Source organism: Ruegeria sp. G12 (assembly GCF_056533565.1).
Window position 1 is genome coordinate 160,785 of the sequence record NZ_JBQFOO010000001.1, and the last position, 26,669, is coordinate 187,453.

The following is a 26,669-nucleotide window of genomic DNA, read 5'->3' on the forward strand; positions in this document are numbered from 1 at the left end:
GGATGCAGATCAAGCGCCATCATAGGGGGATGAAGTGGATTGCCCCCATCCTGATCGCGCTGGCAACCGCAGCCGAGGCGCAGGACTGCCCCACCGCGCCGGACCATATCGGCGGCGTTGATGCGCTGATTGCGCAGGTTCAGCAGGCCGAGTCGCAGGGCGATGCCAGGCTGATCTCGCAAAAGATGTGGGAATTGTGGACCGACGCGCCGGACGCCAAATCCCAGACGTTGCTGGATCGCGGTATGGCGCGGCGCGAGGCGTGGGACCTGACTGGAGCCTTGGGCGAGTTGGATCAACTGGTCGCCTACTGCCCGAATTATGCCGAAGGGTACAACCAGCGCGCCTTTGTGAACTACCTCAGGCAGGATTTCGCCTCGGCCCTGATTGATCTGGATGCTGCGTTGGAATTGTCCCCGAACCACGTGGCGGCCATGAGCGGTCGGGCGCTGACCCTGCTGGGCCTGAACCGTCTGGCCGAGGCGCGCGATGCGCTGTCCGATGCGCTTGAGTTGAACCCGTGGTTGTCCGAACGGGCCCTGCTTGCGCCCGGAGGTCCGCTGGAGCCACCGGGGCAGGACATCTGAGCGTCCCGGCAGTGCTCGATGACCGGTGCTCGAAATGACCCCCGGATGCCATTTCGGTTCTTGACGCCCCTCAGAGCATGGATTACTCAGCCCAGACGCTGAGCGGGTATAGCTTAATGGTAAAGCCCCTGCCTTCCAAGCAGGCTATGTCGGTTCGATTCCGTCTACCCGCTCCACCTCAGCCCCTGAAAATCCTGCGTCAAATGGCCCTTGTCGGTCCTTGATTTGTGTCGTTCAGCTTGACCCGGCGAGTTGCTAAAGCCAAGAAGCATGCACCCGGAGAGAAACTCAGCGCAAAGGCCAGACATGGCTAGAAATACAGCCGCCAGCCCAGCAACCGCCCCAGCCCCCGGAGCCAGCGAGGAACGCGCGGGCTCAAAAAAGCTGGGCGTTCTGGCCTCGCTCTGGCCGTTCATGAAGCCCTACAAGCTGTTGATGGCGGGGGCGACGCTGGCGTTGATCCTGACCGCCAGCATGACGTTGACCCTGCCATTGGCTGTCCGCCGCGTGGTGGACAATTTCCGCATTCAGGATGGCGAACTGCTGGACTGGTACTTTCTGGCTGCGCTGGGCATTGCGGGCATTCTGGCCGTGGGCACGGGCATCCGCTACGCGCTTGTGACCCGGCTGGGTGAACGCGTGGTGGCCGATATCCGCAAGGCCGTGTTCGACCGTGTCATTGGCATGAGCCCGGAGTTTTACGAACGCATCATGACGGGCGAGGTGCTGAGCCGAATCACCACCGACACCACGCTGATCCAGTCAGTAATCGGGTCCTCGGTATCCATCGCGCTGCGCAACATGCTGATGTTTATCGGCGGGCTGGTTTTGATGCTGCTGACCTCGGCCAAGCTGACGGCGATGGTGTTGTTGCTGATCCCGCTGGTTGTCGTGCCGATCCTTGTGCTGGGCCGACGCCTGCGCGCGATCAGTCGCGAAAATCAGGACTGGATCGCAGCGTCCTCGGGCAATGCGGGCGAGGCGCTGGGCGCGGTGCAGACCGTGCAGGCCTTTACCCATGAACAGGCCAGCCGCAAGCAGTTCGGAGAGATGACGGAAACTTCGTACGAAGTTTCCCTGCGCCGCATACAGACCCGGGCGGTGCTGACCGTCATCGTGATCTTTCTGGTCTTCTCCGGCATTGTCGGCGTGCTGTGGATGGGCGCAAACGATGTGCGCAATGGTGTGATGACCGAGGGCGTTCTGATCCAGTTCGTGATCTATTCGATCATCATGGCCGGATCGGTGGCCGCCCTGTCAGAAATCTGGAGCGAACTTCAACGCGCCGCCGGGGCCACCGAGCGTCTGGTCGAGTTGCTGAATGCGCAGGATACCGTAACAGATCCCGCCAAGGCCGGAGCCTTGCCCGCCCCGGTGCGCGGGGAAATCCGGTTCGAGGATGTCACCTTCCACTACCCCTCGCGCCCCGATGTCGTGGCGCTGGATCATATGTCGCTGCAGGTCAGCCCCGGTGAGACGGTGGCCTTTGTCGGCCCCTCGGGTGCTGGCAAAACAACCGTGATCCAGATGATCCAGCGGTTCTATGACCCCAATGCGGGCCGTGTCACGCTGGATGGCCAGGACCTGCGCGACCTGGACCGTGCCGATTTCCGAACTCATATGGCGCTGGTACCGCAGGACCCGGTGATCTTTGCCGCCTCGGCGCGGGAAAACATCCGCTTTGGTCGTCTGGACGCCACAGATGCCGAGGTCGAAGCCGCCGCCCGCGCCGCCGCCGCGCATGAATTCATCGCAAAACTGCCCGAAGGCTATGACAGCTTTGTGGGCGAACGGGGCGTGATGTTGTCGGGCGGGCAAAAGCAGCGCATCGCCATCGCCCGCGCCATTCTGCGCGATGCGCCGGTGCTGTTGCTGGACGAGGCGACCTCGGCGCTCGATGCGGAAAGCGAACGCGCGGTGCAGGGTGCGGTGGATCAGATGCGCGCTGGGCGCACCACGCTTATCGTTGCGCATCGGCTTGCTACGGTCAAAAAGGCCGACCGGATCGTGGTGATGGATGCCGGGCGGATCGTGGCGCAAGGCACCCATGCCGATCTGGTAGCGCAGGATGGTCTCTACGCCCGTCTGGCCCGTCTGCAATTCACCGATGGTGTCGCGGCGGAATAACCTGACGTAGGGACAGCGCGCGTTTCGTCGCAGCGTCATTCTACTTTTTCCGCCAATCCCTCGCTAAACCCTTGCTTGCGCAACTTCAGATGTGGTCCCATCCCTTTGGACAACAGGACCACGCCGTGCGCGTGGGAGAATAATAACGGGGAGGAGCCACATGGCCTTTGTGGGTCTTGAAGACAAAACACGGATCGAGCAGGAGATGTCCTGGGAAGATCGCGACCTGCCGGTCACGTTCCATCAATTGCTGTCCCGGACAGCCGGGAAATTTCCAAACCACAAGGCGATCAGCTTCCAACTGCTGTCGGGGCCCAATGACAAGGCCGAGACGCTGACATGGTCCGATCTGCTGGGCAAGGTCAATCAGGCTGCGAACCTGTTCCGCTCGCTGGGTGTTGGGGAAAAGGATGTGGTAGCCTATGTGCTGCCCAATTGTAACGAAACACTTGTCACGATGATGGGCGGGGCCGTGGCCGGGATCGTGAACCCGATCAACCCGCTGCTTGAACCCGAACAGATCGCCGCCATCCTGCGGGAAACCGGGGCCAAGGTGGTGGTGACGCTGAAATCTTTCCCGAAAACGGATGTCGCGCAAAAGGTGGAAGAGGCGGTGCGTCACGCGCCCAAGGTCAACACGATCCTCGAGATTGACCTGAACCGGTATCTGACCCCTCCGAAATCCTGGCTGGTGCCGTTCCTGCGCCCGAAAATGGGTGACAAGGAAAAACTGGCCCATGCGGATTACAAGGATTTCAGTCAGGAGCTTGCCAAGCAGCCAACCACGCTGAGTTTTGAGGACAGCACTGAAGACCGCGTCGCCTGTTACTTCCATACCGGCGGCACAACCGGCATGCCCAAGGTGGCGCAGCACAAATATTCCGGCCTGATCTACAATGGCTGGCTGGGCAACACGCTGCTCTTTGACGAAAACGACGTGATCATGTGCCCGCTGCCGATGTTCCACGTCTTTGCCGTGCATGTGATCGTGATGGCTGCTGTGTCCTCGGGCGCGCATGTGATCTTCCCGACCCCTGCCGGGTATCGCGGCGACGGGGTGTTCGACAATTTCTGGAAGCTGATCGAACGCTGGAAGGTCAGTTTCATCATCACCGTCCCGACGGCGATTGCCGCCAAGATGCAGCGCCCGGTCGATGCGGATATCTCCTCGGTGAAAACCGCGTTTTCGGGGTCCGCCCCGCTGCCGGTCGAACTGTTCCGGCGGTTCGAGGAAGCAACCGGCGTGACCATCGTCGAAGGCTATGGCCTGACCGAGGCCACCTGTCTGGTGTCCTGCAATCCGGTGGATGGCGAGAAAAAGATCGGCTCGATTGGCATTCCGTTCCCCTACACGGATGTCAAAATCCTTCAGGACGGGCCGGATGGACCGGTGGAAGCCGCGGCGAATGAAATCGGCGAGATTTGTATCTCGAACCCCGGTGTCTATGCGGGCCACACCTATACCGAGGTGGATAAGAACACCAACCTCTATCACTACGACACATACCTGCGCACGGGCGATCTGGGCCGTTTTGACGAAGACGGCTACCTGTGGATCACGGGCCGCGCCAAGGACCTGATCATCCGCGGCGGGCACAATATCGACCCCGCCGAGATCGAAGAGGCGCTGCTGGGCCACGATGCCGTTGCCTTTGCCGGCGCGATCGGTCAGCCCGACGCCTATTCGGGTGAGGTGCCTTGCGCCTTTGTCGAACTGGTCGATGGTGCATCGGTGACCGAGAAAGAACTGATGGACTACTGCCATGTCCACGTGCACGAACGCGCGGCGCAACCCAAGCATATGACCATTTTGGATGAGTTGCCCAAAACCGCTGTCGGCAAAGTGTTCAAGCCGGACTTACGCAAACAGGCGATCACGCGTGTCTACAACGGCGCGCTGGAAACGGCGGGTGTCGATGCGCGGGTCGTCTCGGTCATCGACGACAAGAAACGCGGCCTTGTCGCGCAGCTTGACGCGAACGGCTCCTCCGAGGACGATGTCAGCAAAGTGCTGGGCACGTTCACCCGGCCGTGGGAGTGGGCTGCCTGACCGGGAGGGGCTATGGACTATGAACGTCTGATTGATGAGGACACCTGGGCGTTCATAAGGCGAACGGCTGAAAGCTATCCCGACGACGTGGTCGATCTGCCAATGGCCGAACAGCGCCGCGTCTATGAGAAGCTCTGTCAGGATTTTCGCCAGCCCCGGCCCAAAGGCGTTGCAACACAGGACCGGTCCGCCGATGGCGTGCCTGTCCGTGTCTACACCGCCGGAGACCCCACTCGAACCGTCGTCTATTTCCATGGCGGCGGTTTTGTTTTGGGCGGGTTGGACAGCCATGACGATATCTGCGCTGAAATCTGTGCGCAGACAGGGTATCGCGTCGTTTCGGTGGACTATCGCCTGTGCCCCGAACACCTCCACCCCGCGCAGTTCGACGACAGCCTGATCGCGGTGAACTGGGTGGCCAGTGAATTCAGGGACCCTTTGGTTCTGGCCGGAGACAGCGCCGGGGGGAACCTTGCCGCCGCAGTCGCTCATGCGACCCGAGGGGACCTGAACCATGTTCTGGGTCAGGTGCTGATCTACCCGCTTCTGGGGGGCGACACCGACAAGGGTTCTTACGTGGATCACGCCCATGCGCCATCGCTAAGCCGCGAGGATGTTCTGTATTACGAAAAAATCCGATGCGGTGGAGAGGTTCCGGTGAATGATCCGACCTTTGCCCCGTTACAGGATACCGATTTCTCGGGCCTGCCGCCGACGGTTGCCGTAACCGCCGATTGCGACCCGCTGCGCGATGATGGTGCGGTTTATTGCGAGAAGATCGTTGCCGCAGGCGGGCAGGCGCATTGGATCAACGAACAGGGCCTGATCCACGGCTACCTGCGCGCGCGAACGACGGTAGCGCGCGCCGCGGCCAGTTTTGAACGGATCTCGGTCGCGATTGAGGCGCTGGGGCAGGGCATCTGGTCCTACGACTAGATGTCCCGCGCGTTATCTCAGGAACGGTTCGGCCTTCATTGTGTCCGCAATCGGCGCGCCCAGTCTGCTCAGGATCGTGGGGGCCAGTTGCAACTGGTCGATCACTGCGTCCGCATCCGGCCCCGTCGCATCGCCGAAGTAATACAGCGCTGTTTCCTGCTGCAACGGACTGCGCCCGCCGTGATGCCCGCGCTCGTCCTGACCGTGATCGGCGGTGACGATGACCTCGTACCCCAACTGCCGCCAGCGAGGGATGAAGGGGGCCAGCATCTCATCCATGACGAAACAGGCGTGATCCATCTCTTCGCATTCGTGGAAGAACCGATGCCCCATGCTGTCCAGCGTCGAGGTATGCACGATACCGTAATCCAGCCCGAAGCGCAGGCACAGGTTGGTGAGCTGGGCGAACAGGTCCAGATCGCAGGGCGTCATCTGATTGGCCTTGCCATAGCCTGTCATGGTGTGAAACCGGCCATGGTTGATGGTCTTGCTGTCCGGCTCGTCATATTCGACGTCGCGAACGTAGTCGAAGGGATGACGGTTGAAGAACTGCGACCAGAAACTGTGGGTGACGGCGCCTGTCACGCCCTCGGCTTCGCGCACTTGACTGAACACATCCTTGTGGCTGAGGCGAAAGACGTTGCCATTGCCGGTGCACCCGTGCTCCTGCGGCGTGACGCCTGTGTGGATCGAGGCATAGCAGCTGGCCGAGGTCGACGGCAGGACCGAGCGCAGTTTCCACACCCGCGCCTCACCCGAGTCGACCCAACCTTCGAGGTTGCCGAACAGACGGCGAAAATTGCGCCACGGGACGCCGTCGAGGATGATCAGAAGCAGTTTGCGGTCCATGTCATGGCCCTTTGGTCAGAGGTCTTTCGGCCGACCATAGGCGGGGCTAATCCTGCATGGTCGCCAGTTCGCGCCTGCACTTGTCTGTTTCCGACGCGAACCGATGTTTGGAAAACAGACGGTTTACTGGCGTATCGCCACGACCAGATCCATTACGTTTGTACCTGTCGGCCCGGTGATCAAAAGCGCGCCCGCCTTGTCCAGAAAACTGCCGCTATCTGCCGCCTGCAAAGCCTGATCCGCGCCATCGCCCCAGGTTGATCCGTCGATGATCCCGCCAGCCGCGTTGGTCGGCCCATCGGTGCCGTCAGTGCCGCCGACGATCACCGTCAGCCCCTCGGTCCCCGATATCTCGCGTGCCAGCGCGAGGGCCAGCGCCTGATTGCGCCCGCCATTGCCGGGATTTTCCGGCAGAACCACGGTGGGTTCACCGCCAAACACCATCACACCTGCCTGCATCTCGCGTAGTTTCGGGCCAAGGCGCGCGGAAACCGCCAGATAGTCGTCATGCATCGCCTCTTCATCGGTCAACACAGTCAGCCCGTTCTCTTGCGCCGCTTTAGCGGCAGCCGCGCGGGCATGGGCGTTCGACGCGATGATCTGCGTTGTGGCCTGAAAATCATACGTTTCGGGCAAAGCGCCGATCCCCGACCCGATAACGCCAAGGTCATCGCCCGGCACGTCTGAAATGGCCAGAACGGTCGCGCGCGCGCCTTTGAAATGCGACAGCAGCCCGCCGCCCTTGATCCGCGACAGCTTGCGCCGTTCGGCGTTCATCGCCTCAATATCCAGGCCCTGTGACAGCAACTGTTGGTTCAAAACCTCCAGATCGGCCAGAGACTTTCCGTCGATCAAGTCCTCGGCCAGGGACGACGCGCCTCCGGACACCAGCAACAGCAGATGCGTACCAGGGCCCATGTCCTCGACCGCACGGCGCAGGGCGCGCCCACCGGCAAGGCTGCGGTCGTCGGGGACGGGGTGCGAGGCTTCGATGACCTCGACACCTTCGGGCAGATCGCGCCCGTGATCGTCCTTGGTCACAACCAGCGCAGGGATATCGCCAAAATGGTCCAGCGCGGCGCGCGCCATAGCTGCGGCGGGTTTGCCGACCGCCAGAATCCGGTCCGGTTTCGGAACGCCCGGCAATGCCGCCTTGGTCGCCGTGTAGCCGTCGACAGCCGCCACCCCGGCCCGCCAGAATTTGAGTGCTTGGTCCGCAAGGTTCATCACGTTTCCATCCAGATCGTTACCGGCCCGTCATTGACCAATTCGACGGCCATATCGGCCCCGAATTGCCCCGTTTCGACCGCAATACCATGTGAGCCCAGCGCTTGGGCAAAAACTTCATAAAGGTGCTGGCCCTGATCGGGCGGCGCGGCCTCGGAAAACCCGGGCCGGTTGCCGCTGGAGGTGTCTGCAGCAAGGGTGAATTGGCTGACCACAAGGGCCGAGCCGCCGACGTCCAGAATCGACCGGTTCATCTTGCCCGCCTCATCCTTGAAGATGCGCAGTTTGGATATCTTGGCTGCAAGCCTTTCGGCCTGTTCTTCCCCGTCCCCGCGCATGGCGCAGACGAGGATCATCAGGCCCGGTCCTGATTGCCCGATCACGGCCCCGTCGACCGAAACCTTGGCGTGCGAAATGCGTTGTAGTAGGGCGCGCAACGTGATCCTCCGATGGTGTGTTTTGGGTTGGCGGTGGCTATTCGCGCCAGTCCACGATCTCGGCCAGGGTGGCCCGATCCGTTCGAAAACTGTTGGCGGGGTGGTCCGTATCCGAATAGCCGAAGGAGATGGCGCACAGTATCAGCCGATCCTCGGGGATTTGGAAATAGCGCCGCAGAAACGGGCTGTAGCTGGCAATCGCCGCCTGCGGGATGGTCGCAACCCCAAGGGCCTGCGCCGCCAGAGTGAATGCGGTGACAAACCCGCCGCAATCCATCGCGCCGTAAGCGCCCAGTTCCGCCGGGCTTGAGACAATCGCACAATGCGGCGCGCCGAACAGCGAAAAGTTCTGCATCATCTGCCGGGCTGAGCCTTCCCGGTCGCCCCGTTCCACACCCACAGCCTCGTACAATGCCCACCCGCAAGCGCGGCGGCGGTATTGATAGACGCCGGAATAAGAGGTCGGAAAGGGCAGGTCCGGTGCCGGAGCGCCTGTTCGCGCCTCATTCTGCATCGCCTGGCGGAACCTGTCGGTTTCCTCGGCACTGGTGACCACAACGTGCCACGGTTGCGCATTGCACCAGCTTGGAACGCGGGCGGCACTGGTCAGGATTTGCTCGATCTGCGCCCGTGGCACGGGGTCAGGCCTGAACGCCCGGCAGGAATGCCGGCCCTCAAGAAGCGTATTCAAAACGGAAATCGTCACGACTGTTTTGCCCCCAATCCTTCGCGGCGGAGGATGGCGGCTGGCCCGGGGATGTTCAAGTGCTCGATTGGCCCTATTGCTGCCCTGTCGCCAGCAGATATCCGGCACCGGCGGCAACCAGAAGGCCCAGAACCACCGCGATGGTGATCTTGATCGCCGACCACGGCCGCTCTCCCTGCACGCGGCCGGTGCGGCCGTTCACCACGAAACGGAACGTCTGGCCGCGATACTTGTAGGCGGCCATCCAAACCGGCAGCAGGATATGTTTGAACGTCACATCCCGAACATCGGTTTCGAGCATATGGATACGCTGTCGATCCCCGCCGATGTCGAACCGCACGTCGCGTTCGATCACGCGGGCCATATGTTGCCGCGCCTCAGCGTAGCCGTCTTTCAGTTCGACCGTATAGGCCTCGGCCCGGAACCCGGCCAGATATTCCGGCTGATAGGGTTCGAGCGCGGGCAGGTCCCAGGGCTCCAAAGCGTCGGTATAGGTTTTGGGCAACGCGCGCGAGGCCAGCACCAGCACATCGTCAAACATCCGCGCAACCCGGCCCGATTTGGGCGTCCAGCGCACTTTTGGCACCATTTGCTGCACTTGTTTGCCATCGCGCATGACCGTGCGGGTTTCATGGTAAACAACGCCGCGCTCGCCGTGGTAGCGCGACTGTGTGTCGGCATCGAAGGTCCAGTAGGGAACATAGATCCCCTGCATCCTGCGCCCCTTTCGGGCGTAATCTTTCAACCCGTTGGGGGCAAACCACAGACCGCCCAGCCAGTCGCTCATGGCGGTGTGGGCCTCGCGTTCATCCAGGGCGAAGGGCAGCACGCCTTTGGGTTTGATATGCCGGTTCACGCCGGTATCCGTCACGACTGGCGTTGCGCAGAACGGACATTCGGCGGCGTGTGTGTTGGGGTCGAACTCGACCTGAGCGGCACAGTTCGGGCAATTCAGAACGCGGGTTTCCTCGATCTCACTGTCAGGCAGGCGGTCGGCGATGGCGGCGTCGAAATCCAGTTCGCGCAGGCTGGCACCGCCCCATGGACCCGCGTCAATCGGCTCGGAATGCCCGCAATGGTCGCAGGTGAGCGTGCCGTTCACGGGATTGAATCGGTAGTCACCGCCACATTGCTCGCAGGGGAAACGGTGTTCTTCGGTCATTAAGCGATACCTGCCAAATCGCGCGATCCGGGACCGATGAGGGCGCGAATGATTAGGGCGACGATGATGCAGGCCGCGATGAACCAGCCGGATTGCTGGGCCAGCAACCACCATCCATAGGGAGTGAGAATGCCATCTATCTGGCTGATCGAGTCTCCGCCGCCAATTTGTGACGAATAGTTTGGGTTCAGCGATTTCATCAGGCCCAACACCCTACCAAATCCAATGCTGATCAGCGTCAATACAAACCCTATACACGCCCCCCAGATAGCCGCGCGAAGATAAGAAATGTTTGTGGTCATCAGGCGCCGCATGAATGGAGCAACGACGACCCACGCCGCGATTAATGCAATGGGTAAGCCAAAGATTGCAAATAAGGGAAGCAGATTTCGAACACCGCTCCAGTCCCCAGCTCTGATGGCAGCAATGACAAAAGGCAAACCAATCGTAAACGACCAGCCCAAAATGGCGGACAGGTTGACCGCCCAAACATATTGACGATCAGTATAGGCCTTATGGACTGGCTTTGTCGTCACGCCTCATGCCCCCGGCGGAGGCGGCGGCAGGATGGTAAACAACTGCGCCAGTTCCTGCACGTCGCCCGCTTTCTTCCAACCGTCCTGCCCGGCGGTCCATACTTGGGTGTCGCGCGTTAACTGCCCCTCGGTGGCCATCCGCCCCATGCGGGCTTTGGAAAACGGGCCGCTGGTCTGTCCATCCACCGCGATATGCCAGACATGCTCAACCGGCGGCGGGGGCGGCGGTGCCGCATGTGCTGCCGGTTGCGGGGCAGCGGGGGCGGGCGGTCCCCACGGGCCGATTGGCTGACCCGCTGCCATGTTCGACATCTGCTGCGCCATCGCCATGCCCATTCCCATGCCAAGACCCGCGCCCATGCCACCGCCCTGACCGGGGTTGTTGGCGGCTGCGGTCATCGCCTCGGCTGCGGAATACTGGGTGAACTTGCCCAGATCGCCCGCCAACCCCATCGAGGTGCGCTTGTCCAGCGCGGCTTCGACGGCGGGGGGCAGAGAGATGTTTTCGATATAAAACTCAGGCATCTCCAACCCATAGCTGTCAACGACCGGAGACACCTCAGCAGCGATCAGTTTGCCCAGATCGGCGGTATTGGCCGCCATATCAAGCACCGGAATACCCGAGCCTGCGATCACGCGGCTGAATTCCTGCACGATGATGTTGCGGATCTGAAAGCTGATCTCGTCCATGGTGAATTCGCCATCGGTGCCGACGATCTCGATCAGGAACTTGGCCGGGTCCTTCACGCGCACGGTGTAGGTGCCAAAGGCGCGGATGCGGGTCGGGCCGAATTCCGGGTCGCGCAGCATGATGGGGTTCTTGGTGCCCCATTTCAGGTCGTTGAACCGGGTTGTATTGACGAAATAGATCTCGGACTTGAAGGGCGACTGAAACCCGTGATCCCAATGCTGCAGGGTCGTCAGGATCGGCATGTTGTTGGTTTCGAGCATATACAGACCCGGCGTGAACACATCCGCCAACTGCCCCTCGTGCACGAACACGGCAGCCTGACCTTCGCGGACGGTCAGCTTGGCGCCGTATTTGATCTCATGCCCTTCGCGCTCGAACCGCCAGACCATCGTGTCGCGGGTGTCGTCGACCCAATGAATGACATCAATGAATTCTCCGGTTAGAAAATCGAAAATTCCCATAAGGACTCTCCTTGTCTTGGGGTCAGAGCGGCTGCCCCATCAATTCGCGTGCAATGATCCGAACAACGGGCCGGGCCTGATCGACGGTTACGCCGGGTTCTAGCCGTTGATCGTAGAGCATTGTCAGAAGTTTCTCGTCATGACTGGTCAGCAGTGCAAACTCGTCATCATCATTGAAGATCGACGGTCTGGCCGCTGGGCTGTCATTGGGCAGGCCCAGGCCTTGGGCGATTTCCTCGTGAATGCAGCTTTGGCGCACCAGATCGGGCAGTTCCGCGCGGATCAACGTCACAGCGCGCACGTAGCGATAGGGCGAGGCGCTGGTGGCCGAGGCAAAGACAAAACAGTCGAAATTGGCGCGCGGGTTGGCCACCAGCTCCAGCGAGGCCTGACTGATATTCGGAATCAGCTGTTTCAGCCGCGACACCACATAAGCGCTGTCATCCTTACCTGCGAAAAACACGTGGAAATTTGCCTTGCGGCTAACGACCGAAACCGGGTGACCGGTCAGTCGGGCCAGACGGTCGGCATAGGATTGCACCTGCGCTGCGTCCTGATCCCGTGTGGCGGGGAGGACCGAGGGCCCGAACTCGGTCTGGATACGCACCGGCCCGGACCAACGGCTGAGCTGCCCGTCAGTCTGGCGCGATCCGACCGACACGGCATGATCGGGGTATTCGCTGTAAAAGGCGATGACCTCGAAATTGCGGGCCAAATCGTCGGCATCATAGGGCGTGTCCGGCCCTCCACCATCGGTGCGCAGCAGACCTCGGGTCACAAGGTCTCGTTCGACGCGCTTATAAAAGCGCGCCAGATCCTGACTGGCAGCAGAGGGCGGAACATAGGCATTGGGGGCCGGGGGAGGAGCCACGGGGCGCGGTTCCGGCACCAGCGACGCCGTGAGCGTTTCGTCGCAATTGGCCAGTGCCAAAAACGCAAGACACCCAAGGGTCAGTTTAAGGTACCGAAATGGCCGCACGCTTTGCCCGCCTTAGCCCGGCACTGCCGTACCGGAATTGTCACCGATCCCATCCTTGCGCGCCTTGGCAGCGGCCAGCGTGTCGCGCAGTTCGGTCTCCATCTTCTGCAATTCGACCTCGGCGGCGGCGCGTTTGGCCTTGCCCTCATCGGCGATGGCGAGGCTTTCGTTGATCGTGCCGATCAGGTCCGCATTGGCCTGTTTCACGGCTTCGATGTCGAACACGCCGCGCTCCATCTCTTCGCGGATCATCTTGTTCGACTCGCGAAGATTGGCGGCGTTCGAGGTCAAAAGCTCGTTGGTCAGATCGTTTGCCTCACGCACCGCGGCGGCGGCCTCGGCGCTGCGCTGGATGGTGACGGCCTGCGCCAGTTGCGTCTCCCACAACGGCACCGTGTTCACCAGTGTCGAGTTGATCTTGGTCACCAGCGACTTGTCGTTTTCCTGTACCAAACGGATCGACGGCAGCGACTGCATCGTCACCTGCCGCGTCAGTTTCAGGTCATGCACCCGGCGTTCCAGATCGTCGCGTGCCGCGCGCATGTCGCGCAGTTCCTGCGCCTTCATCACCTGTTCTTCTTCGGGCGCGGCCTGAACCTCGGCTTCTTTTTCGGGGATGTCGTGGCTGTCCAACTCGGTCAGCTTTTCCTCACCCGCCGCGATGTACAGCGCCAGCTCATCATAGAAGCCCAGCGTCTTTTCATAGAGCAAATCCAGCGATTTGATATCTTTCAGCAGGGTATGTTCATGGCCCAGAAGATCGTCGGTGATCCGGTCGATCTGCCCCTGCACCTGTTCGTACTGGGCGGTGAACTTGGCGAAAGGCGCGGCTTTGCCCATCAGCCGTTCCCACCAGCTTTGCTTGCGCCGCACGTCCAGTTCGCTGACTGAAAAGCCCCGGATCGTGGTCACAATATTGCGCAGGCTGTCCCCAGCGGGGCCCACATCCTTGTTGCGCACATCCGCCAGCATGGCCTGGCTGATCTCTTGCAACTCGGCCTGTGCCGATGACCCGAACGCAACGATCGAGTTGGTGTTGCCCATGTCGATCTCGTCCATCCGCTTGCGGATTTCGGCGCTGACCGGCTCGTCGGCTTCCTCAAGCGAGATAACCTCGGCCTGCGGTTCGGGCAGGGCAACAGCCGTGACTTCCTGCACGAGTGTTTCGGCTTCAACGGCTTTGTTCTTGATCTCATCGGACATGGGGATAATCCTCGCTCAAATATTGGCCGGTCAGTCCAACCGGACGCCTTCGCGTTGCAGCCTTTCGCGCAACACGTCAATTTCAACCGTCAGATCGCTGCGGTCATCCAAAAGCATCTTGCGCGTACGCGCGGCGAAATTCTGTTCCAGATCGTCAAGCAGCGCCGTGTAGTCCGCCAGCGCTTGCGCATCCCGCGTGCGGGCATAAACATCGGCGAACTTGACTGTCGCGTCGCGTGCACCCTGCAGATAAACAGTCAGGTATTTGCGCGCCCCGGCCAGATCGCGGGGGTCTTCTTCGACCGTGCGGAACAGGTCGCGGGCTGTGTCCTGAAACCGCTCGACCCGCGCCTCGACCCGGCGGTCGCCTGCGCGTTTGATGGCGTCCGTCATCTCGGACAGGTGCTTTTCGGCATCTTCGACCACGCGGGCGACGCGGTCTTGCTGAAAGGTATCGACGCCCTCCATGCCCTTGTCTTTCATCGGATCGAGGCCAAAGGACACCGAATGCAAAACCGTTGCTGCCGCGCCAAACAGGACCGGGGCCAGCAGGCTTACCTGTGCGACGGTTTCGGCGTTCAGGTATTCGGTCCGGTAAGAGGCCAGCGCCGCGCCCAGACCGGTCAACACGCTTGCAAAAATCTTTCGCGGAAAAGCGGGGCGTCGTGCTGTGCGTCGTGCGTTATAGGCGGCCTCGGCCCGCAACCCTTCGCGCAGCAGAAATGCCGCAGCCGTCAGCAGGCCCGCCGCGATCAGGCCGATGGTCATGCCAATCGCACCGTCATTCAGCGACAGGAACACCAGAGGGACTGCAGGCAGAAACAGGATGTTGACCCGCGCACCAGCAGGTTCGACGCGTGCGCCATCGAACTGCCCGCGTTGTGGCGGATCGCCGGGCGAGGCATCCCCTTGCGGGCTGTATTTGCCACCATACCGCTTGGCCATGCCTTACAAGCCCCCCAGAAGGCCAGTGCAGACGCCCAGCAACAGCACCAGCAGGGCCACGTAGGCCAGTTTTTGCACTCCGGTCCCGGACATGACGCCCCCCAATAGCAGCACTCACGGAAAATTTAGGGGATGCGAGGGCTTGGCGCTAGGGGGAAGGTTGCCTAACCCGCATCACTTGCGGGGTTTCTTGCCCACCGATGCCCGTTTTCGCTGCGGTCGGACAGGGCGTTTACCCGGGTTGTCGGGTTTGGCCTCGGCATCCAGCCCTAGCTGGTCGCGCATGACGCGGCGGCGAATCTCTTCCACCTCGCCGGGTTTCAGGTTGCCCAGTTGGAATGGACCGTAAGACACGCGCAGCAGGCGGTTTACGTTGAAACCGATATCCTCCATGGCGCGGCGAATCTCACGGTTCTTGCCTTCGCGCAGACCGATTGTCAGCCAGGCATTGGCCCCTTGCTGGCGATCCAGCGAGACCTCCATCGGCAAAAACCGCTCGCCTTCGATCACCAGCCCTTTGCGCAAGGGGGCAAAATCTTCGTCCTTGGGCCGCCCGTTCACCCTTACGCGGTATTTGCGCAGCCAACCGGTCGAGGGCAGTTCCAGCTTGCGCTTGATCCCGCCATCATTGGTCAACAGCAGCAGACCTTCGGAATTCAGGTCCAACCGCCCGACGCTCATGACGCGGGGCATGTCTTCGGGCAGGTTGTCGAAAATCGTCGCGCGGCCTTTTTCGTCGCGGGTCGTGGTCACTAGCCCCGACGGTTTGTGATAAAGCCACAGGCGCGACGGTTCAGGTTCGGACACCGGTTTGCCATCGACCGCGATCTTGTCCTTGGCGGTGACATTCAGCGCGGGGCTGTCGATGACCTTGCCGTTCACCGCAACGCGGCCTGCTTCGATCATGCGTTCCGCTTCACGGCGCGAGGCGACACCGGCGCGCGCCAGCACTTTGGCGATCCGGTCGCCGGGAGGAGGGGTTTTGTTCATCCGCAGCCCATAGCGCATCCCGTCGCCTTGCGAAAGCCGGGTTTCTGATGCAGTCAGGGGCATGGTGTTCAGATCGCATATGGACAAGGCGCTGGAACAGGCGCGCGCGGCCGCGGATCGTGGCGAGGTGCCGGTGGGTGCCGTCATCGTGCTGGGCGACCGGGTGGTCGCGGCGGCAGGCAACCGCACGCGCGAGTTGAACGACCCCACGGCGCATGCTGAGATTCTGGCTCTGCGCGCGGCCTGCGCCGAGGCCGGGTCGGAACGGCTGCCGGATCATGACCTATACGTCACGCTGGAGCCTTGTGCGATGTGCGCCGCTGCCTTGGCCGCCGCGCGCATCCGTCGGGTGTATTATGGTGCTGCTGACCCGAAATCAGGTGGCGTGGCCCATGGCGCGCGCGTGTTCACGCACCCGCAGACCCACCACAAGCCCGAGGTCTATGACGGGATTGCCGCCCAAGACTGTCAGGCTTTGCTGCTTGAGTTTTTCGCCGAAAAGCGGACGGTGAAGTGATCCGTCGCTAATCCCAGTCCAGACGGTAGATCGTCTGCTGCCCGCCGAACCCTTTCAACTGCACTGATTTTGGCGTGCTGAAATTCAGGCCGGGGACGGTTCCCAGCAGCAATCGGGTAACATCTGTCACGTGGATCTCGTTCGGCCCGCTTGCACTGGTCACCCGCGCCGCCTTGTTGACGACCGAGCCGAAGAAATCCTCATCGCGCTGGATGACATCGCCGGTATGAATGCCGATCCGCAGGCCCAAGGGCGTTTCCGTTGCCGCCTTGTTGTCCCTTTGGACCTCAATAGCCGCATGAACCGCGTCCTGAACCGACCGGAAAATCGACATGGTGCCATCGCCCAGCGATTTGACCAACCTACCCTGATGCCGGTCGATCATTGTCTCGGCCCGTTCGAAATGGCCCGAGATGACCTCGGTCCATTTCTGATCCCCCAATTGCCGCGTCATCGCGGACGACTCCGCAATGTCGGTGAACATGACCGAGGCTACCCCTTCGGTCTGATCTTGCGTGAATCCCTGTCGCGCGGCCTCGATCAGAGCGTTCAGGGCATCGTGGTCTACCCCCATCTTTTCAAAGTTCGAGGTCGGGTTCGAGACATGCAGTTGAACCAGTTTCCAAATGCCGTTTTCGAGATGCAGAACAAAGGTAAACCTGTGCCGAGACGAGATGCCGTTGGAGGCAAACGACAGCGTGGCCTCGCAGTGGGCCCAGCCCACGTCGCCGCATTCAAAGGCTTCCGTTGCATGTTCTTGCCAGTCGAACTCGGGTATCTCTTTTGTGTGATCGGCAAAGCCCTGACGGATCACTTGCCCGGACCAGGATTCATTGTCGTCCGACCCTTGATAACGCAAGTGCTCGGATGTCGAGAGCATGTTCACCAAAACCGCACGGTCCCTGGCATGAACCGCCTGATTCCACCGACGAACAACAGCGACCAGTTCTGGGGAAGGGGTGATTTTGCCGGTCATAACCGCGTTACAGCGTGATCGGCCGCATGATTTCCGGTTCAATCACGTCCACACCCGGCAACCCGTCAATCAATGCCTGCGCCGACTGCTCCAGAATGGGGAAAGTTTTGTAGTGGCACGGAATGACGGTTTTGAAGTTGAAATACCGTTTCGCCGCGTAGGCCGTCGCTTTCATGTCCATCGTGAAATGACCGCCAGCGGAGAGGATACCGATATCGGGTTTGTAGTAATCCCCCATCCACTCCATATCCGCCATGATGTCGGTGTCGCCCGAGACGTAAAGCATGTGACCCTCAGCCGCGATCATGAACCCGACCTCGCTGCCGCCGGTGCGTAAACCATCGGGGGTGGAAAACGTCGAGCTGTGCGACGCGGGCACCATCGTCACCTTGATGCCGTTCAGATCGACCGTGCCGCCCTTGTTGAAGCCCACGGTCTCGACGTTTTCGGTTTCGCTCCAGAACCCCATCAGGTCGTACTGGCCGACAATCGGAACGCTCAGGGTTTTGGCCAGCGACAGCACATCGGCCACGTGATCGAAATGCGTGTGGGTCAGCAGGATATGGGTCGCGCCCTGCAAAGCGGCGTCATGCTGCGCGTCTGACAGAACCGGGTTGCCCGTCAGCCATGGGTCGATCAGCAGCACCTGACCTTCGGTTTCGATGCGGAAACTGCCGTGGCCCAACCAAATGATGTTCATCAAAAAATTCCTCCCGAACTGACTGTTGGCACCAGCCTAGCATCCGCTATGTAAATTTCCATGGACTGGATGCAGCAAATCGACGGGTATTGTGAGCGTTTGTCGCCCACCTATTGGGCCGAGCCGGTGAACGCGGTGACAAACGCGGCGTTTTTGATCTCGGCCTTTGTGATGTGGCGACGGGTGCGGGGGCAGGCTATGCCGCTGGCGATGGCGCTGGTGGTTGTTTTGGCTTGCATCGGGATCGGCAGCTTTCTGTTCCACACCCATGCGCAGGTTTGGGCGGCGCTGGCCGATACCACGCCTATTCTGCTGTACATCCTGATCTACATTTTTGCGGTGAACCGGGACATTTTGCGGATGTCCACTGCGCGGGCCTTTCTTGTGACCTCGCTGTTCTTTCCCTACGCCGCCGCGACGCTGCCGCTGTTCCGGCTGGTGCCGGGGCTCGGGGGGTCGGCGGCCTATGCGCCTGTGCCTTTGCTGATCCTGATTTATGCGGCGTTTCTGCGCAAATCACAGCCCGATTTTGCGCGGGGGATGACGATCGGGGCGGGGATACTGATCGCTTCCATTACATTCCGCGCTCTTGACCTTCCGTCCTGCGATCAAATCCCGCTGGGGACGCATTTCATGTGGCATATCCTGAACGCGATCATGCTGGGCTGGATGATCGAGGTTTACAGGGTCGCGATAGTGAAATCCCGTTTTGGCGGCGCTAATCCGGCAACTTACGCGCAACGTAGAAGCCATAGCTGAAGTAGTCGGCGTAAGACTTGTACAAGTTGAATTCGGCCTCTTCAGTCACAACGATTGCCTTTGCCTGTTCCGAGTGATTGTGTCGTTGCAAAAATCCCTCGAAGCGCTGCTGCATGGGGTCGTAGTAGTTCCGCAGCCAGCAGTCTTTCGGAAGGGCGAAGTAGCCCAGCAAAGCATACCCGCAGGCCTCCAGTTGCGCGATCTTGGCCGATGCCGTCGCCACCCCGGCATACTGTTGTTTCCAATGCTGGGTTAGTTCCTGCGGGCGCTCTGCGGTCAGCCATGTCAGTTCCGACACCGCCAGAATACCGCCGGGTTTCAGGAACCGCCGCCAGCTTTGGATGCCGGTCTCGAACCCGATATTGTAGATCGCCCCTTCCGACCAGATGGCGTCCAGAGACCCATCGGAAAAGTGCAGGGCGTCCATCGAGGCTTCCACCGTATGGATGCGATCTGACAGACCGGCACCCTCGGCGCGGGTGGTCAGTTTGTCCAGAAACGGCTGTAGAAAATCCACTGCGGTAACCGTTGCGTCCAGGTCCTGCGTCAAAACCAAAGCGGCGGCACCCGTTCCACTGCCAATATCGGCGATCTGCAGATTGCGCCCAATGCCGAGGCCGGACAAGGCAATCGCCATCCGCGTCTGTTGCGCGCCGCCCGGTCCCTGCCGATCACCATCCCGATGCAGGTCCAGCAGCAGTTGGATTTCGTCCTCCACCCCGCGTCAGCTTTCAAACGCAGCGGCGAGGTCCTGCGGCAAATCGAACTCTGCCAGCACCCGCGCCCGCCCGTCCGCCGACATCTTGCGGGCGGTCTTCTCAACAATGCTCTGGATCTTCTCGGCTGAGTGCTTTTCCGCAAACGGGGCAAAATACCATTTCAGGAACACAAAGCAGATGACATCCTCCAGCGCCTGCACATCGGGGTCCCGCTTGATCCCCTCCTTCCGCAGCATCCGGCCCGCCGCCTGAACCTCATCGTCGGAATACCCGGTGTCCCCCATCATTCCCATGACCACCTCGGCATGATGCACGCCCTGCGCCCGCCGCCATGCCAGATAACCGGCGCGTCCTTCGGGGTATTCGTTGCGCGCCAGTTTCCAGCGTTCCACATGCTGCCCGCGCGCGGCGATCTGCAGCGGGTCCGATGCCTCGGGGAACAGGCGCTCCAACTCGGCGCTCATGCGCTGACCATAGAGCAGATTAGCAGGCTGGCCGTCTTCAACCGAGGGGTCTTTTTGGTTGGCCGCATCAATCGCGTCCAGAACTGCTTGCTTTTGCGCGCTCATTTTTGGCTCCGTTGGCTTGCCGGACCTGCGGTGCGGTCCGGTTGACATACAAGGTCATCGTAACGGGTGGCTGCGGCAAGCGCAGCACCCAATTGTTGAAATTGCGGGCGCTCGACCGCACAAAACGGCAGCGCAACCAATCCGAATTCAGCGCGGTGGCTTGACCCATGGCATAGTGGCCTTGCGGGTGCTGCGGCAGACGGGTAAACGCCCTGTCTAAGCGTATATGAGGTTTTCCGATGTCGATTGACCAAAGCACCGCCGCCAAGGTGGCCAAACTGGCCCGGATCAAGGTCGAGGATGACGCGCTGCCCGCGCTGGCGTCCGAATTCAACACCATCCTCGGGTTCATCGAGCAACTGAACGAAGTGGATGTGGACGGCGTCGAGCCGATGGTCTCGGTCGAGCCCATGCGCCTGAAACGGCGTGAGGATGTGGTGACTGACGGCAACCAGCAGGACAAGGTTCTGGCCAACGCCCCCGACGCCCGCGAAGGGTTCTTCGCAGTCCCCAAAGTGGTGGAGTAAGACATGAGCGATCTGAACAAACTGGGCCTGGCCGAGGCTCGCGATGCGCTCCGCAAGGGCGATGTGACCTCGGTCGAACTGACCGAATCCTGCCTCAAGGCAATCGATGGCGCCGATGCGCTGAACGCCTTCGTCCACAAGACGCCCGAGCTTGCGCTGGAACGCGCCAAGGCTGCGGATGAACGGATCAAGGCGGGCGACGCCCCGTCGATGTGTGGTCTGCCCATCGGCATCAAGGATCTGTTCTGTACCAAGGGTGTGCCGTCGCAGGCGGCGTCCAAAATTCTGGACGGGTTCAAGCCGGAATACGAATCCACCGTCTCGCAGCAACTGGCCGATGCCGGTGCGGTGATGCTGGGCAAGCTGAACATGGACGAATTCGCCATGGGCTCGTCCAACGAAACCTCGACCTATGGCAATGCTGTCAGCCCGTGGCGGCGCGGCAATGACGATGCGCAACTGACACCCGGGGGCTCGTCGGGTGGGTCTGCTTCGGCTGTGGCCGCTGATCTGTGTCTGGCCGCGACGGGCACCGATACCGGCGGCTCGATCCGTCAGCCCGCCGCTTTTGTCGGCATCACCGGGATCAAGCCCACTTATGGCCGCTGCTCGCGCTGGGGCATCATCGCGTTTGCGTCCTCGCTGGATCAGGCCGGTCCGATGACCAAGAACGTGCGGGACGCGGCGATCATGCTGGAAACCATGTGCGGCCACGACGCCAAGGACTCCACCAGCGCCGATCTGGCCGTCCCGAATTTCGAGGCGATGCTGACCGGTGACATCAAGGGCAAGAAGATCGGTATCCCCAAAGAATACCGCATGGACGGTATGCCCGCCGAGATCGAAAAACTGTGGTCCGACGGTGCCGCGATGCTGAAAGACGCAGGCGCTGAGATCGTCGATATCTCGCTGCCGCACACCAAATACGCGCTGCCCGCATACTATGTGATTGCGCCCGCCGAGGCGTCCTCGAACCTCGCCCGCTATGACGGCGTCCGCTATGGCCGCCGCGCGCATCTGGCGCAGGGCGACGGCATCACCGAGATGTACGAAAAGACCCGCGCCGAAGGCTTCGGTCACGAGGTTCAGCGCCGTGTCATGATCGGCACCTATGTACTGTCGGCAGGTTTCTACGACGCCTACTACAACCGCGCCCGCAAGGTCCGGACCCTGATCAAGAAAGACTTCGAAGACGTCTTCGCCGCAGGCATTGACGCCATCCTGACTCCGGCCACGCCCTCGGCTTCGTTCGGATTGGGTGAAATGACCGAGGCCGATCCGGTGCAGATGTACCTGAACGACGTTTTCACCGTGACGGTCAACCTTGCCGGTCTTCCGGGCATTTCGGTGCCTGCGGGTCTGGACAAGCAGGGCCTGCCGCTGGGTCTGCAACTGATCGGACGGCCCTGGGATGAAGGCGATCTGCTCAACACCGCTTATGCGTTGGAAGGCGCGGCGGGGTTTGTGGCCAAGCCCGGCAAATGGTGGTAAGCCTCGGGCAATGCACAGAACCGAAACGGAGCCAATGAATGCGGTTTAAGCTTCTGGTCCCAGCCGTCGCGCTGGTTGCTGCCTGCAATACGGTCGCGCCGGTCAGCAATCCCGGCTTCAACACGCCGGAATATCAGGCCCAGCGCGAGGCGCAGTTGGCCGGGCAGGGGGTTGGAGGCAATCCGTTGCTGTCGCCCGTTGATGTGTCGCAGGAACCGCTGGGCGCCCCGGGCTCCGTCTCGACCTTGCCGACGGCAACAGGTGAGAATGCGGATCTGGCAAACCAGACCGCCGCCGCTCTGGCCAGCACGTCCACACAGGTCACCGAGCCGGTCGCGACCCCCACCAACACCGCGATCTCGGACGAGCAGGACTTCGCAGCCGTCTCCGAACGCCGCAGCATCGAATCCGATGCCGCCCGGATCGAGCAGAATCGCCAGACCTACGAAGTTGTCGCGCCCACCGCAGTGCCCGAGCGCGGGTCCGACGGTCAGCCCAACATCGTGCAATACGCGCTGAACACGTCAAACCCGGTGGGCACCCAACTCTACAGCCGCGCCGGTTTCAACCTGCAGGCCAAGGCCCAGCGGAACTGCGCCCGCTTCCCCTCGCCGGATCAGGCCCAGATCGAGTTCCTGTCCAGCGGCGGCCCGCAGCGCGACCGTAAAGGCCTTGACCCGGACGGCGATGGCTACGCCTGTGGCTGGGACCCAAGTCCGTTCCGCAGTGCCGTCAGCAACTGAGCCGCTGCCACCGATCTGGCACCCGTCACCCAATTTCGGCCCGCGCCGGGATGGGCTGACCCCGTCGCTTGTCGTCCTCCACTACACCGCGATGAAAAGCGCTCAGGCCGCGCTGGACCGTCTATGCGATCCACAGGCCGAGGTTTCGGCCCATTACCTGATCGGCGCAGACGGCACTCTCTGGCAAATGGTGCGCGAAGAAGACCGCGCCTGGCACGCCGGGGCAGGGGAATGGCACAGCCAGACCGATATCAACTCCCGCTCTATCGGGATCGAATTGGATAACCGCGGCGATCACCCGTTCTCACACCCGCAAATGGCGCGGCTGGAACACCTGCTGCCCTCGATCATGAAACGCTGGTCCATCGCGCCTGAGGGTGTGATCGGCCATTCAGATATGGCTCCGGGCCGCAAATTCGACCCCGGCCCCCGGTTCGACTGGCAACGGCTGGAACATCAGAATCTCGCCGCCCGCCGCGGATTTGGCGAAGGCTCACACGCCCCTTCGACAGACCAATTCCGCAAACTTGCCTACGACGCAGGTTTCACCGCCGAAACTGACGACGATACTCTTCTTGCATCGGTCCGCCTCAGATACCGCCCATGGGCCAAAGGCCCGCTAACCCCAGCCGATCTCGCCCCGCTCAACCCCAAAACCTGATCCGCTCTTCATCTGGCCAAAAATATCCCGGGGATGAATTGACCGCAGGCCAAGAAGGGGCTGGCCCCTTCTCCTCGCCAGCCACCCTTGACGACGCCGGGCCCAAAGCCTACCCAACGCCTGCGCGGAGGGCCGGATGGCCGCTTGGGGTAAACCCGAGAGGAAAGTCCGGACTCCACAAGACAACGGTGCCGGGTAACGCCCGGGCGGGGCAACCCGACGGAAAGCGCCACAGAAATCAGACCGCCGCACGTTTGCGGTAAGGGTGAAACGGTGGAGTAAGAGCCCACCGCGCCTCTGGCAACAGGGGCGGCACGGCAAGCCCCACCGGGAGCAATGCCAAATAGGGTCCCCGCGCGGGCCGGTCGGTGCAAACCGATACCGCCGCTAAGCCTGTCTTGGCCCAGAGGGACCGGGTTGGCAGCTAGAGCCGCGCAGCAATGCGCGGCCCAGAGGAATGGTCATCGAAGGGGGCAACCCCGGAACAGGATCCGGCTTACAGGCCCTCCGCGCGTATCGGCCCTTTAGCGACCGGGCGGTGCATATGCGCCGGTCAGTTTCGCGGCCTTCTTGGTGACGGCGGCAAAATCTTTCGCCTTCCACGCACGTACCGTCTGCACATTCGATACAGCGCCCGAGGCTGCAACGGCCATGCCAATAGCCACTGCATCGGTCCCGTCCGGCACCTCGCTAATGACAACAACGTCGTTGTCTCCGGTGGTCATGTAAAACGCCAGGAGCTTGCCGCCGACCTTCTTCAGCAATGCCCTGACGGGCCCGGTCCGGTCCTTGGGCTTTTTCAGCATGCCCCGGACACCTTCCTGAGAATAGGACGCATAAGTGATGAAAATGGGCATAGATACCTCCTGTTACGCAATTTGACTGAGGACCTGTAATTCGGCCGGTCCCTTGGCCTTTACGGGCGCCACAGCGCGCCGCATCTCAATTGTCCGCGACCTGAAGAATGTCGCGGATCAGCATGTTTCATTCCTCTCAGGTGGGACAAACAACGCCCCCAATAAAACGCCGTGTGCAACAACTCTGCCGACAGAGGGTGATGCCTGTTGCTGATGCCTCGAAGATCAAGCCCGTCTGGCAAAATAAGAATAACACGCAGACATATCACGAAACCGTAATCTGTTCAATTGAACCTACCGATTTGCAAGCCTGGGCTGATCCGGCGCTAGGCAGCAAATCCCTCTGGTGGTTTGCTTCCCGAGCTGGATCAGCGCCGGGTTTCTCATAACTCATTCAGATGTTACCTTTTCAAGCAACGGACACAGTATTCATTGGGAGGATTGTCATGAGCTTTATGAAAGCGCTGGCCTCGGTCGCCGTTGGATTTGCCGCTGCAAAAGGGTTGGAAAAATACCAGAAAATGGGCGGTATGGCTGGCCTGCAGAATATGATGCAAGGGAGCGGTGGCGGCTTTGGCATGGATCAGCTTGGCAAGATGGCCGAGCAGTTCGGCATGCCCGGCGGTGCCGCTGGTCTGCAAGAGATAATGGGCAAGTTCGGCATGGCCAACCCTGCCGGGGCTGCCGGTTTGGGCGGGCTGATGAACGCCATGCAAGGCGCGGCCAAGACCGGTAGCCAGCAGACGTTGGACATGATGGAGACGGTTTTTGGCGGAACTCCGGGCGGGGCCGCGATGGAGGAGCAGGCCAAGCTGATGCTGCGCGCGATGATTCAGGCGGCCAAGGCCGACGGAGAATTGGACCAGCATGAAAAGGAAACCATCCTTGGCGAACTGGGCGACGATATCAGCGATGAAAAACGCGCCTTTGTTCAGGAGCAACTGGATGCGCCGATGGATGTGATGGGTTTGGCCGCCGATGCCGGGGCCCCGCTGAGAACGCAGATCTACGCGACCTCGCTGGCGGCGATTCGTCTGGATAACGCGCGTGAGGCCACATATCTGAAGCAATTGGCGACCGCTTTGGGCCTGTCGGATGCCGAACGGGACAAAATCCATACCTATATGGGGGCTCCGACCCTGCCCGGCTAAGGCAACTCAGCGCCCACTGGTTTCATGGGCGCGATTGCCCTTGACATGGGCGGTGCAGCGCGTAAAAGCGCACGCTCATAGGAATTCAACCGAAAGGCCCCTGCCTTTTCGGACGCAGGAGATAACCATGGCGAAGCCGACGACAATCAAGATCCGTCTGAACTCGACCGCGGGCACGGGCCACTTCTACGTGACCAAGAAAAACGCGCGGACCATGACCGAGAAAATGACCGTTCGTAAATACGACCCGGTCGCTCGGAAGCATGTCGAGTACAAAGAAGGCAAGATCAAGTAATCTGCCTTTTCCATCGAACATCAAAAAGGGTTCTGTCTTGGGCAGAACCCTTTTTCTTTGCGCCATTGCCGGTCACGCTGCGGCTGCTCGCCGGGTCACGCTTACATCTGTCCGTTGCACGGGCGCATCAGCGTCGGGCGTAATCGGTTTGCGGGTGGCTTGCTTTTTGCAACCGGCTGCCAGTACGGTTCAGCAACCCGCCACAAAATGTTGACCGCCATGAAAAAAATCTTGTTATCCACAGTCGTCATTCTGAGCCTTGCAGCCTGTGAGGACCCGTTCAACCGGGAAGGCGTCGGATTTACCGGAATTGATGGCGAACCGAGCACCATTTCCGATGTTCAAGGCGCAGTGGCCTTTGTCCCGCCCGAGATCAACATCCCGGCCGAACTGGCCCTGTTGCCCACCGTCAACGTCTCGTCCGACGAGGTTGATCCGTCGAAGCTGGCAAGCGTCGCCATCGACAATGGCGGGCGCACGGACACGACCGCGGTTCAGCTGTCCGGCAGCGACACCACCCTGTTCCTGAGCACGGTCAGCGTCAACGGTACGCTGTATGGGGTGCTGCGCACGCTGAACAACAGCACCCGCGTCGACAATTCGATTGGTGCGATCTTTGGCGAAGAGACCGAGCGCTTTACCGGGTGTCTGCCCGCTGGCGATGTCTTCCGCAAGGGCGGTTCCGAACGTAGCTCGGGTTTTGCGGTGCCGCTGAATTGTAGCTGACGCGATCTGAAGTTTTAAGAAAAAGCCCTCGCCGATGCTGGCGGGGGCTTTTTCTTTTGGAAGGTCGCTCGGGTAACGATACCCAAAAGAAA

General features: G+C 61.1%; 29 protein-coding genes, 1 tRNA gene and 1 other RNA gene. 15 read left to right on the plus strand and 16 right to left on the minus strand.

Going from position 1 to position 26,669, the window contains the following annotated elements; all coding sequences use genetic code 11:
- Positions 1 to 29: 29 nt before the first annotated feature.
- The 5 genes from ACR0JN_RS00785 to ACR0JN_RS00805 all read left to right on the plus strand — a co-directional run bounded on the left by ACR0JN_RS00785 (position 30) and on the right by ACR0JN_RS00805 (position 5,700).
- On the plus strand, positions 30 to 587 hold the full coding sequence (locus ACR0JN_RS00785) for a tetratricopeptide repeat protein (RefSeq protein ID WP_480883481.1): 558 nt from the start codon (positions 30 to 32) through the stop codon (positions 585 to 587).
- 102 nt (positions 588 to 689) lie between these two features.
- A tRNA-Gly gene (locus tag ACR0JN_RS00790) sits at positions 690 to 763 on the plus strand.
- A gap of 130 nt (positions 764 to 893) precedes the next feature.
- Positions 894 to 2,714: an ABC transporter transmembrane domain-containing protein gene (locus ACR0JN_RS00795; protein ID WP_480883483.1), complete on the plus strand. Its 1,821-nt coding sequence runs from the start codon at positions 894 to 896 to the stop codon at positions 2,712 to 2,714.
- Positions 2,715 to 2,874: 160 nt separating this feature from the next.
- On the plus strand, positions 2,875 to 4,764 hold the full coding sequence (locus ACR0JN_RS00800; RefSeq protein ID WP_480883485.1) for an acyl-CoA synthetase: 1,890 nt from the start codon (positions 2,875 to 2,877) through the stop codon (positions 4,762 to 4,764).
- 12 nt (positions 4,765 to 4,776) lie between these two features.
- On the plus strand, positions 4,777 to 5,700 hold the full coding sequence (locus ACR0JN_RS00805) for an alpha/beta hydrolase (RefSeq protein ID WP_480883487.1): 924 nt from the start codon (positions 4,777 to 4,779) through the stop codon (positions 5,698 to 5,700).
- A 12-nt stretch (positions 5,701 to 5,712) separates the two neighbouring features.
- On the opposite strand, the gene ACR0JN_RS00810 is transcribed toward ACR0JN_RS00805, so the two are convergent.
- The 11 genes from ACR0JN_RS00810 to ACR0JN_RS00860 form a co-directional block, all read right to left on the minus strand.
- The gene (locus tag ACR0JN_RS00810) at positions 5,713 to 6,549 is read right to left on the minus strand and encodes an alkaline phosphatase family protein (RefSeq protein WP_480883489.1); all 837 of its coding nucleotides are present in this window, start codon (positions 6,547 to 6,549) and stop codon (positions 5,713 to 5,715) included.
- Between the two features lie 123 nt (positions 6,550 to 6,672).
- Positions 6,673 to 7,776, minus strand: coding sequence for a glycerate kinase type-2 family protein (locus tag ACR0JN_RS00815; RefSeq protein ID WP_480883491.1), 1,104 nt, complete (start codon positions 7,774 to 7,776; stop codon positions 6,673 to 6,675).
- On the minus strand, positions 7,776 to 8,213 hold the full coding sequence (gene dtd, locus ACR0JN_RS00820) for a D-aminoacyl-tRNA deacylase (RefSeq protein WP_480883493.1): 438 nt from the start codon (positions 8,211 to 8,213) through the stop codon (positions 7,776 to 7,778). The genes ACR0JN_RS00815 and dtd overlap by 1 nt, the downstream gene beginning before the upstream one ends.
- A gap of 37 nt (positions 8,214 to 8,250) precedes the next feature.
- Positions 8,251 to 8,919 (minus strand): nitroreductase, encoded by a 669-nt coding sequence (locus ACR0JN_RS00825; RefSeq protein ID WP_480883495.1) that lies wholly within the window; start codon positions 8,917 to 8,919, stop codon positions 8,251 to 8,253.
- A 73-nt stretch (positions 8,920 to 8,992) separates the two neighbouring features.
- Positions 8,993 to 10,081, minus strand: a complete 1,089-nt coding sequence (locus ACR0JN_RS00830; RefSeq protein ID WP_480883496.1) for a TFIIB-type zinc finger domain-containing protein — start codon at positions 10,079 to 10,081, stop codon at positions 8,993 to 8,995.
- On the minus strand, positions 10,081 to 10,617 hold the full coding sequence (locus tag ACR0JN_RS00835) for a hypothetical protein (protein WP_480883498.1): 537 nt from the start codon (positions 10,615 to 10,617) through the stop codon (positions 10,081 to 10,083). Before ACR0JN_RS00835 ends, ACR0JN_RS00830 begins: the two co-directional genes overlap by 1 nt.
- Positions 10,618 to 10,620: 3 nt before the next feature.
- The gene (locus ACR0JN_RS00840) at positions 10,621 to 11,769 is read right to left on the minus strand and encodes an SPFH domain-containing protein (RefSeq protein ID WP_480883500.1); all 1,149 of its coding nucleotides are present in this window, start codon (positions 11,767 to 11,769) and stop codon (positions 10,621 to 10,623) included.
- Positions 11,770 to 11,791: 22 nt separating this feature from the next.
- Positions 11,792 to 12,748, minus strand: coding sequence for a DUF2927 domain-containing protein (locus ACR0JN_RS00845; protein ID WP_480883502.1), 957 nt, complete (start codon positions 12,746 to 12,748; stop codon positions 11,792 to 11,794).
- 12 nt (positions 12,749 to 12,760) lie between these two features.
- Positions 12,761 to 13,951, minus strand: coding sequence for a toxic anion resistance protein (locus ACR0JN_RS00850; protein WP_480612806.1), 1,191 nt, complete (start codon positions 13,949 to 13,951; stop codon positions 12,761 to 12,763).
- Positions 13,952 to 13,981: 30 nt separating this feature from the next.
- A complete protein-coding gene (locus ACR0JN_RS00855) occupies positions 13,982 to 14,896 on the minus strand; it encodes a 5-bromo-4-chloroindolyl phosphate hydrolysis family protein (protein ID WP_480883504.1) in 915 nt (304 codons plus the stop codon).
- 174 nt (positions 14,897 to 15,070) lie between these two features.
- A complete protein-coding gene (locus tag ACR0JN_RS00860) occupies positions 15,071 to 15,949 on the minus strand; it encodes a pseudouridine synthase (protein ID WP_480883506.1) in 879 nt (292 codons plus the stop codon).
- On the opposite strand from ACR0JN_RS00860, the gene ACR0JN_RS00865 reads away from it, so the two are divergent.
- On the plus strand, positions 15,948 to 16,403 hold the full coding sequence (locus tag ACR0JN_RS00865; protein WP_480883508.1) for a nucleoside deaminase: 456 nt from the start codon (positions 15,948 to 15,950) through the stop codon (positions 16,401 to 16,403). The genes ACR0JN_RS00860 and ACR0JN_RS00865 overlap by 2 nt on opposite strands.
- Positions 16,404 to 16,410: 7 nt before the next feature.
- Here the strand turns inward: ACR0JN_RS00865 and ACR0JN_RS00870 are convergent, their stop codons facing one another.
- Positions 16,411 to 17,379, minus strand: coding sequence for an adenylate/guanylate cyclase domain-containing protein (locus tag ACR0JN_RS00870; RefSeq protein ID WP_480883510.1), 969 nt, complete (start codon positions 17,377 to 17,379; stop codon positions 16,411 to 16,413).
- A 7-nt stretch (positions 17,380 to 17,386) separates the two neighbouring features.
- Positions 17,387 to 18,079: a metal-dependent hydrolase gene (locus ACR0JN_RS00875; protein ID WP_480883512.1), complete on the minus strand. Its 693-nt coding sequence runs from the start codon at positions 18,077 to 18,079 to the stop codon at positions 17,387 to 17,389.
- 60 nt (positions 18,080 to 18,139) lie between these two features.
- On the opposite strand from ACR0JN_RS00875, the gene ACR0JN_RS00880 reads away from it, so the two are divergent.
- Positions 18,140 to 18,838, plus strand: a complete 699-nt coding sequence (locus ACR0JN_RS00880; protein ID WP_480883513.1) for a ceramidase domain-containing protein — start codon at positions 18,140 to 18,142, stop codon at positions 18,836 to 18,838.
- Here the strand turns inward: ACR0JN_RS00880 and ACR0JN_RS00885 are convergent.
- Positions 18,798 to 19,556: a class I SAM-dependent methyltransferase gene (locus ACR0JN_RS00885; RefSeq protein ID WP_480883515.1), complete on the minus strand. Its 759-nt coding sequence runs from the start codon at positions 19,554 to 19,556 to the stop codon at positions 18,798 to 18,800. The genes ACR0JN_RS00880 and ACR0JN_RS00885 overlap by 41 nt on opposite strands.
- 6 nt (positions 19,557 to 19,562) lie before the next feature.
- A complete protein-coding gene (locus ACR0JN_RS00890) occupies positions 19,563 to 20,126 on the minus strand; it encodes a DUF4202 domain-containing protein (RefSeq protein ID WP_480883517.1) in 564 nt (187 codons plus the stop codon).
- A gap of 239 nt (positions 20,127 to 20,365) precedes the next feature.
- Between ACR0JN_RS00890 and gatC the strand changes: the two genes are divergently transcribed.
- The 5 genes from gatC (at position 20,366) to rnpB (ending at position 24,063) form a co-directional block, all read left to right on the plus strand.
- The gene (gene gatC, locus ACR0JN_RS00895; protein WP_039536649.1) at positions 20,366 to 20,653 is read left to right on the plus strand and encodes an Asp-tRNA(Asn)/Glu-tRNA(Gln) amidotransferase subunit GatC; all 288 of its coding nucleotides are present in this window, start codon (positions 20,366 to 20,368) and stop codon (positions 20,651 to 20,653) included.
- Positions 20,654 to 20,656: 3 nt separating this feature from the next.
- Positions 20,657 to 22,144: an Asp-tRNA(Asn)/Glu-tRNA(Gln) amidotransferase subunit GatA gene (gene gatA, locus ACR0JN_RS00900; RefSeq protein ID WP_480883519.1), complete on the plus strand. Its 1,488-nt coding sequence runs from the start codon at positions 20,657 to 20,659 to the stop codon at positions 22,142 to 22,144.
- 38 nt (positions 22,145 to 22,182) lie between these two features.
- Positions 22,183 to 22,887, plus strand: a complete 705-nt coding sequence (locus tag ACR0JN_RS00905; RefSeq protein ID WP_480883520.1) for a hypothetical protein — start codon at positions 22,183 to 22,185, stop codon at positions 22,885 to 22,887.
- Complete coding sequence (locus ACR0JN_RS00910; protein WP_480883522.1) at positions 22,871 to 23,548, plus strand: N-acetylmuramoyl-L-alanine amidase; 678 nt, start codon at positions 22,871 to 22,873, stop codon at positions 23,546 to 23,548. The genes ACR0JN_RS00905 and ACR0JN_RS00910 overlap by 17 nt, the downstream gene beginning before the upstream one ends.
- 124 nt (positions 23,549 to 23,672) lie before the next feature.
- An RNA gene (rnpB, locus tag ACR0JN_RS00915) (RNase P RNA component class A) lies at positions 23,673 to 24,063 on the plus strand.
- A 9-nt stretch (positions 24,064 to 24,072) separates the two neighbouring features.
- Here the strand turns inward: rnpB and ACR0JN_RS00920 are convergent.
- On the minus strand, positions 24,073 to 24,405 hold the full coding sequence (locus ACR0JN_RS00920) for a GYD domain-containing protein (protein ID WP_480883523.1): 333 nt from the start codon (positions 24,403 to 24,405) through the stop codon (positions 24,073 to 24,075).
- A gap of 446 nt (positions 24,406 to 24,851) precedes the next feature.
- Here ACR0JN_RS00920 and ACR0JN_RS00925 point away from each other — a divergent pair, with 446 nt between their 5' ends.
- The 3 genes from ACR0JN_RS00925 to ACR0JN_RS00935 all read left to right on the plus strand — a co-directional run bounded on the left by ACR0JN_RS00925 (position 24,852) and on the right by ACR0JN_RS00935 (position 26,577).
- The gene (locus ACR0JN_RS00925; protein ID WP_480883525.1) at positions 24,852 to 25,556 is read left to right on the plus strand and encodes a DUF533 domain-containing protein; all 705 of its coding nucleotides are present in this window, start codon (positions 24,852 to 24,854) and stop codon (positions 25,554 to 25,556) included.
- Positions 25,557 to 25,683: 127 nt separating this feature from the next.
- Positions 25,684 to 25,851, plus strand: coding sequence for a 50S ribosomal protein L33 (gene rpmG, locus ACR0JN_RS00930; protein WP_005630270.1), 168 nt, complete (start codon positions 25,684 to 25,686; stop codon positions 25,849 to 25,851).
- A gap of 219 nt (positions 25,852 to 26,070) precedes the next feature.
- Entirely contained in the window at positions 26,071 to 26,577 is a 507-nt protein-coding gene (locus ACR0JN_RS00935; RefSeq protein WP_480816659.1) for a hypothetical protein, read from the plus strand.
- Positions 26,578 to 26,669 lie beyond the last annotated feature (92 nt).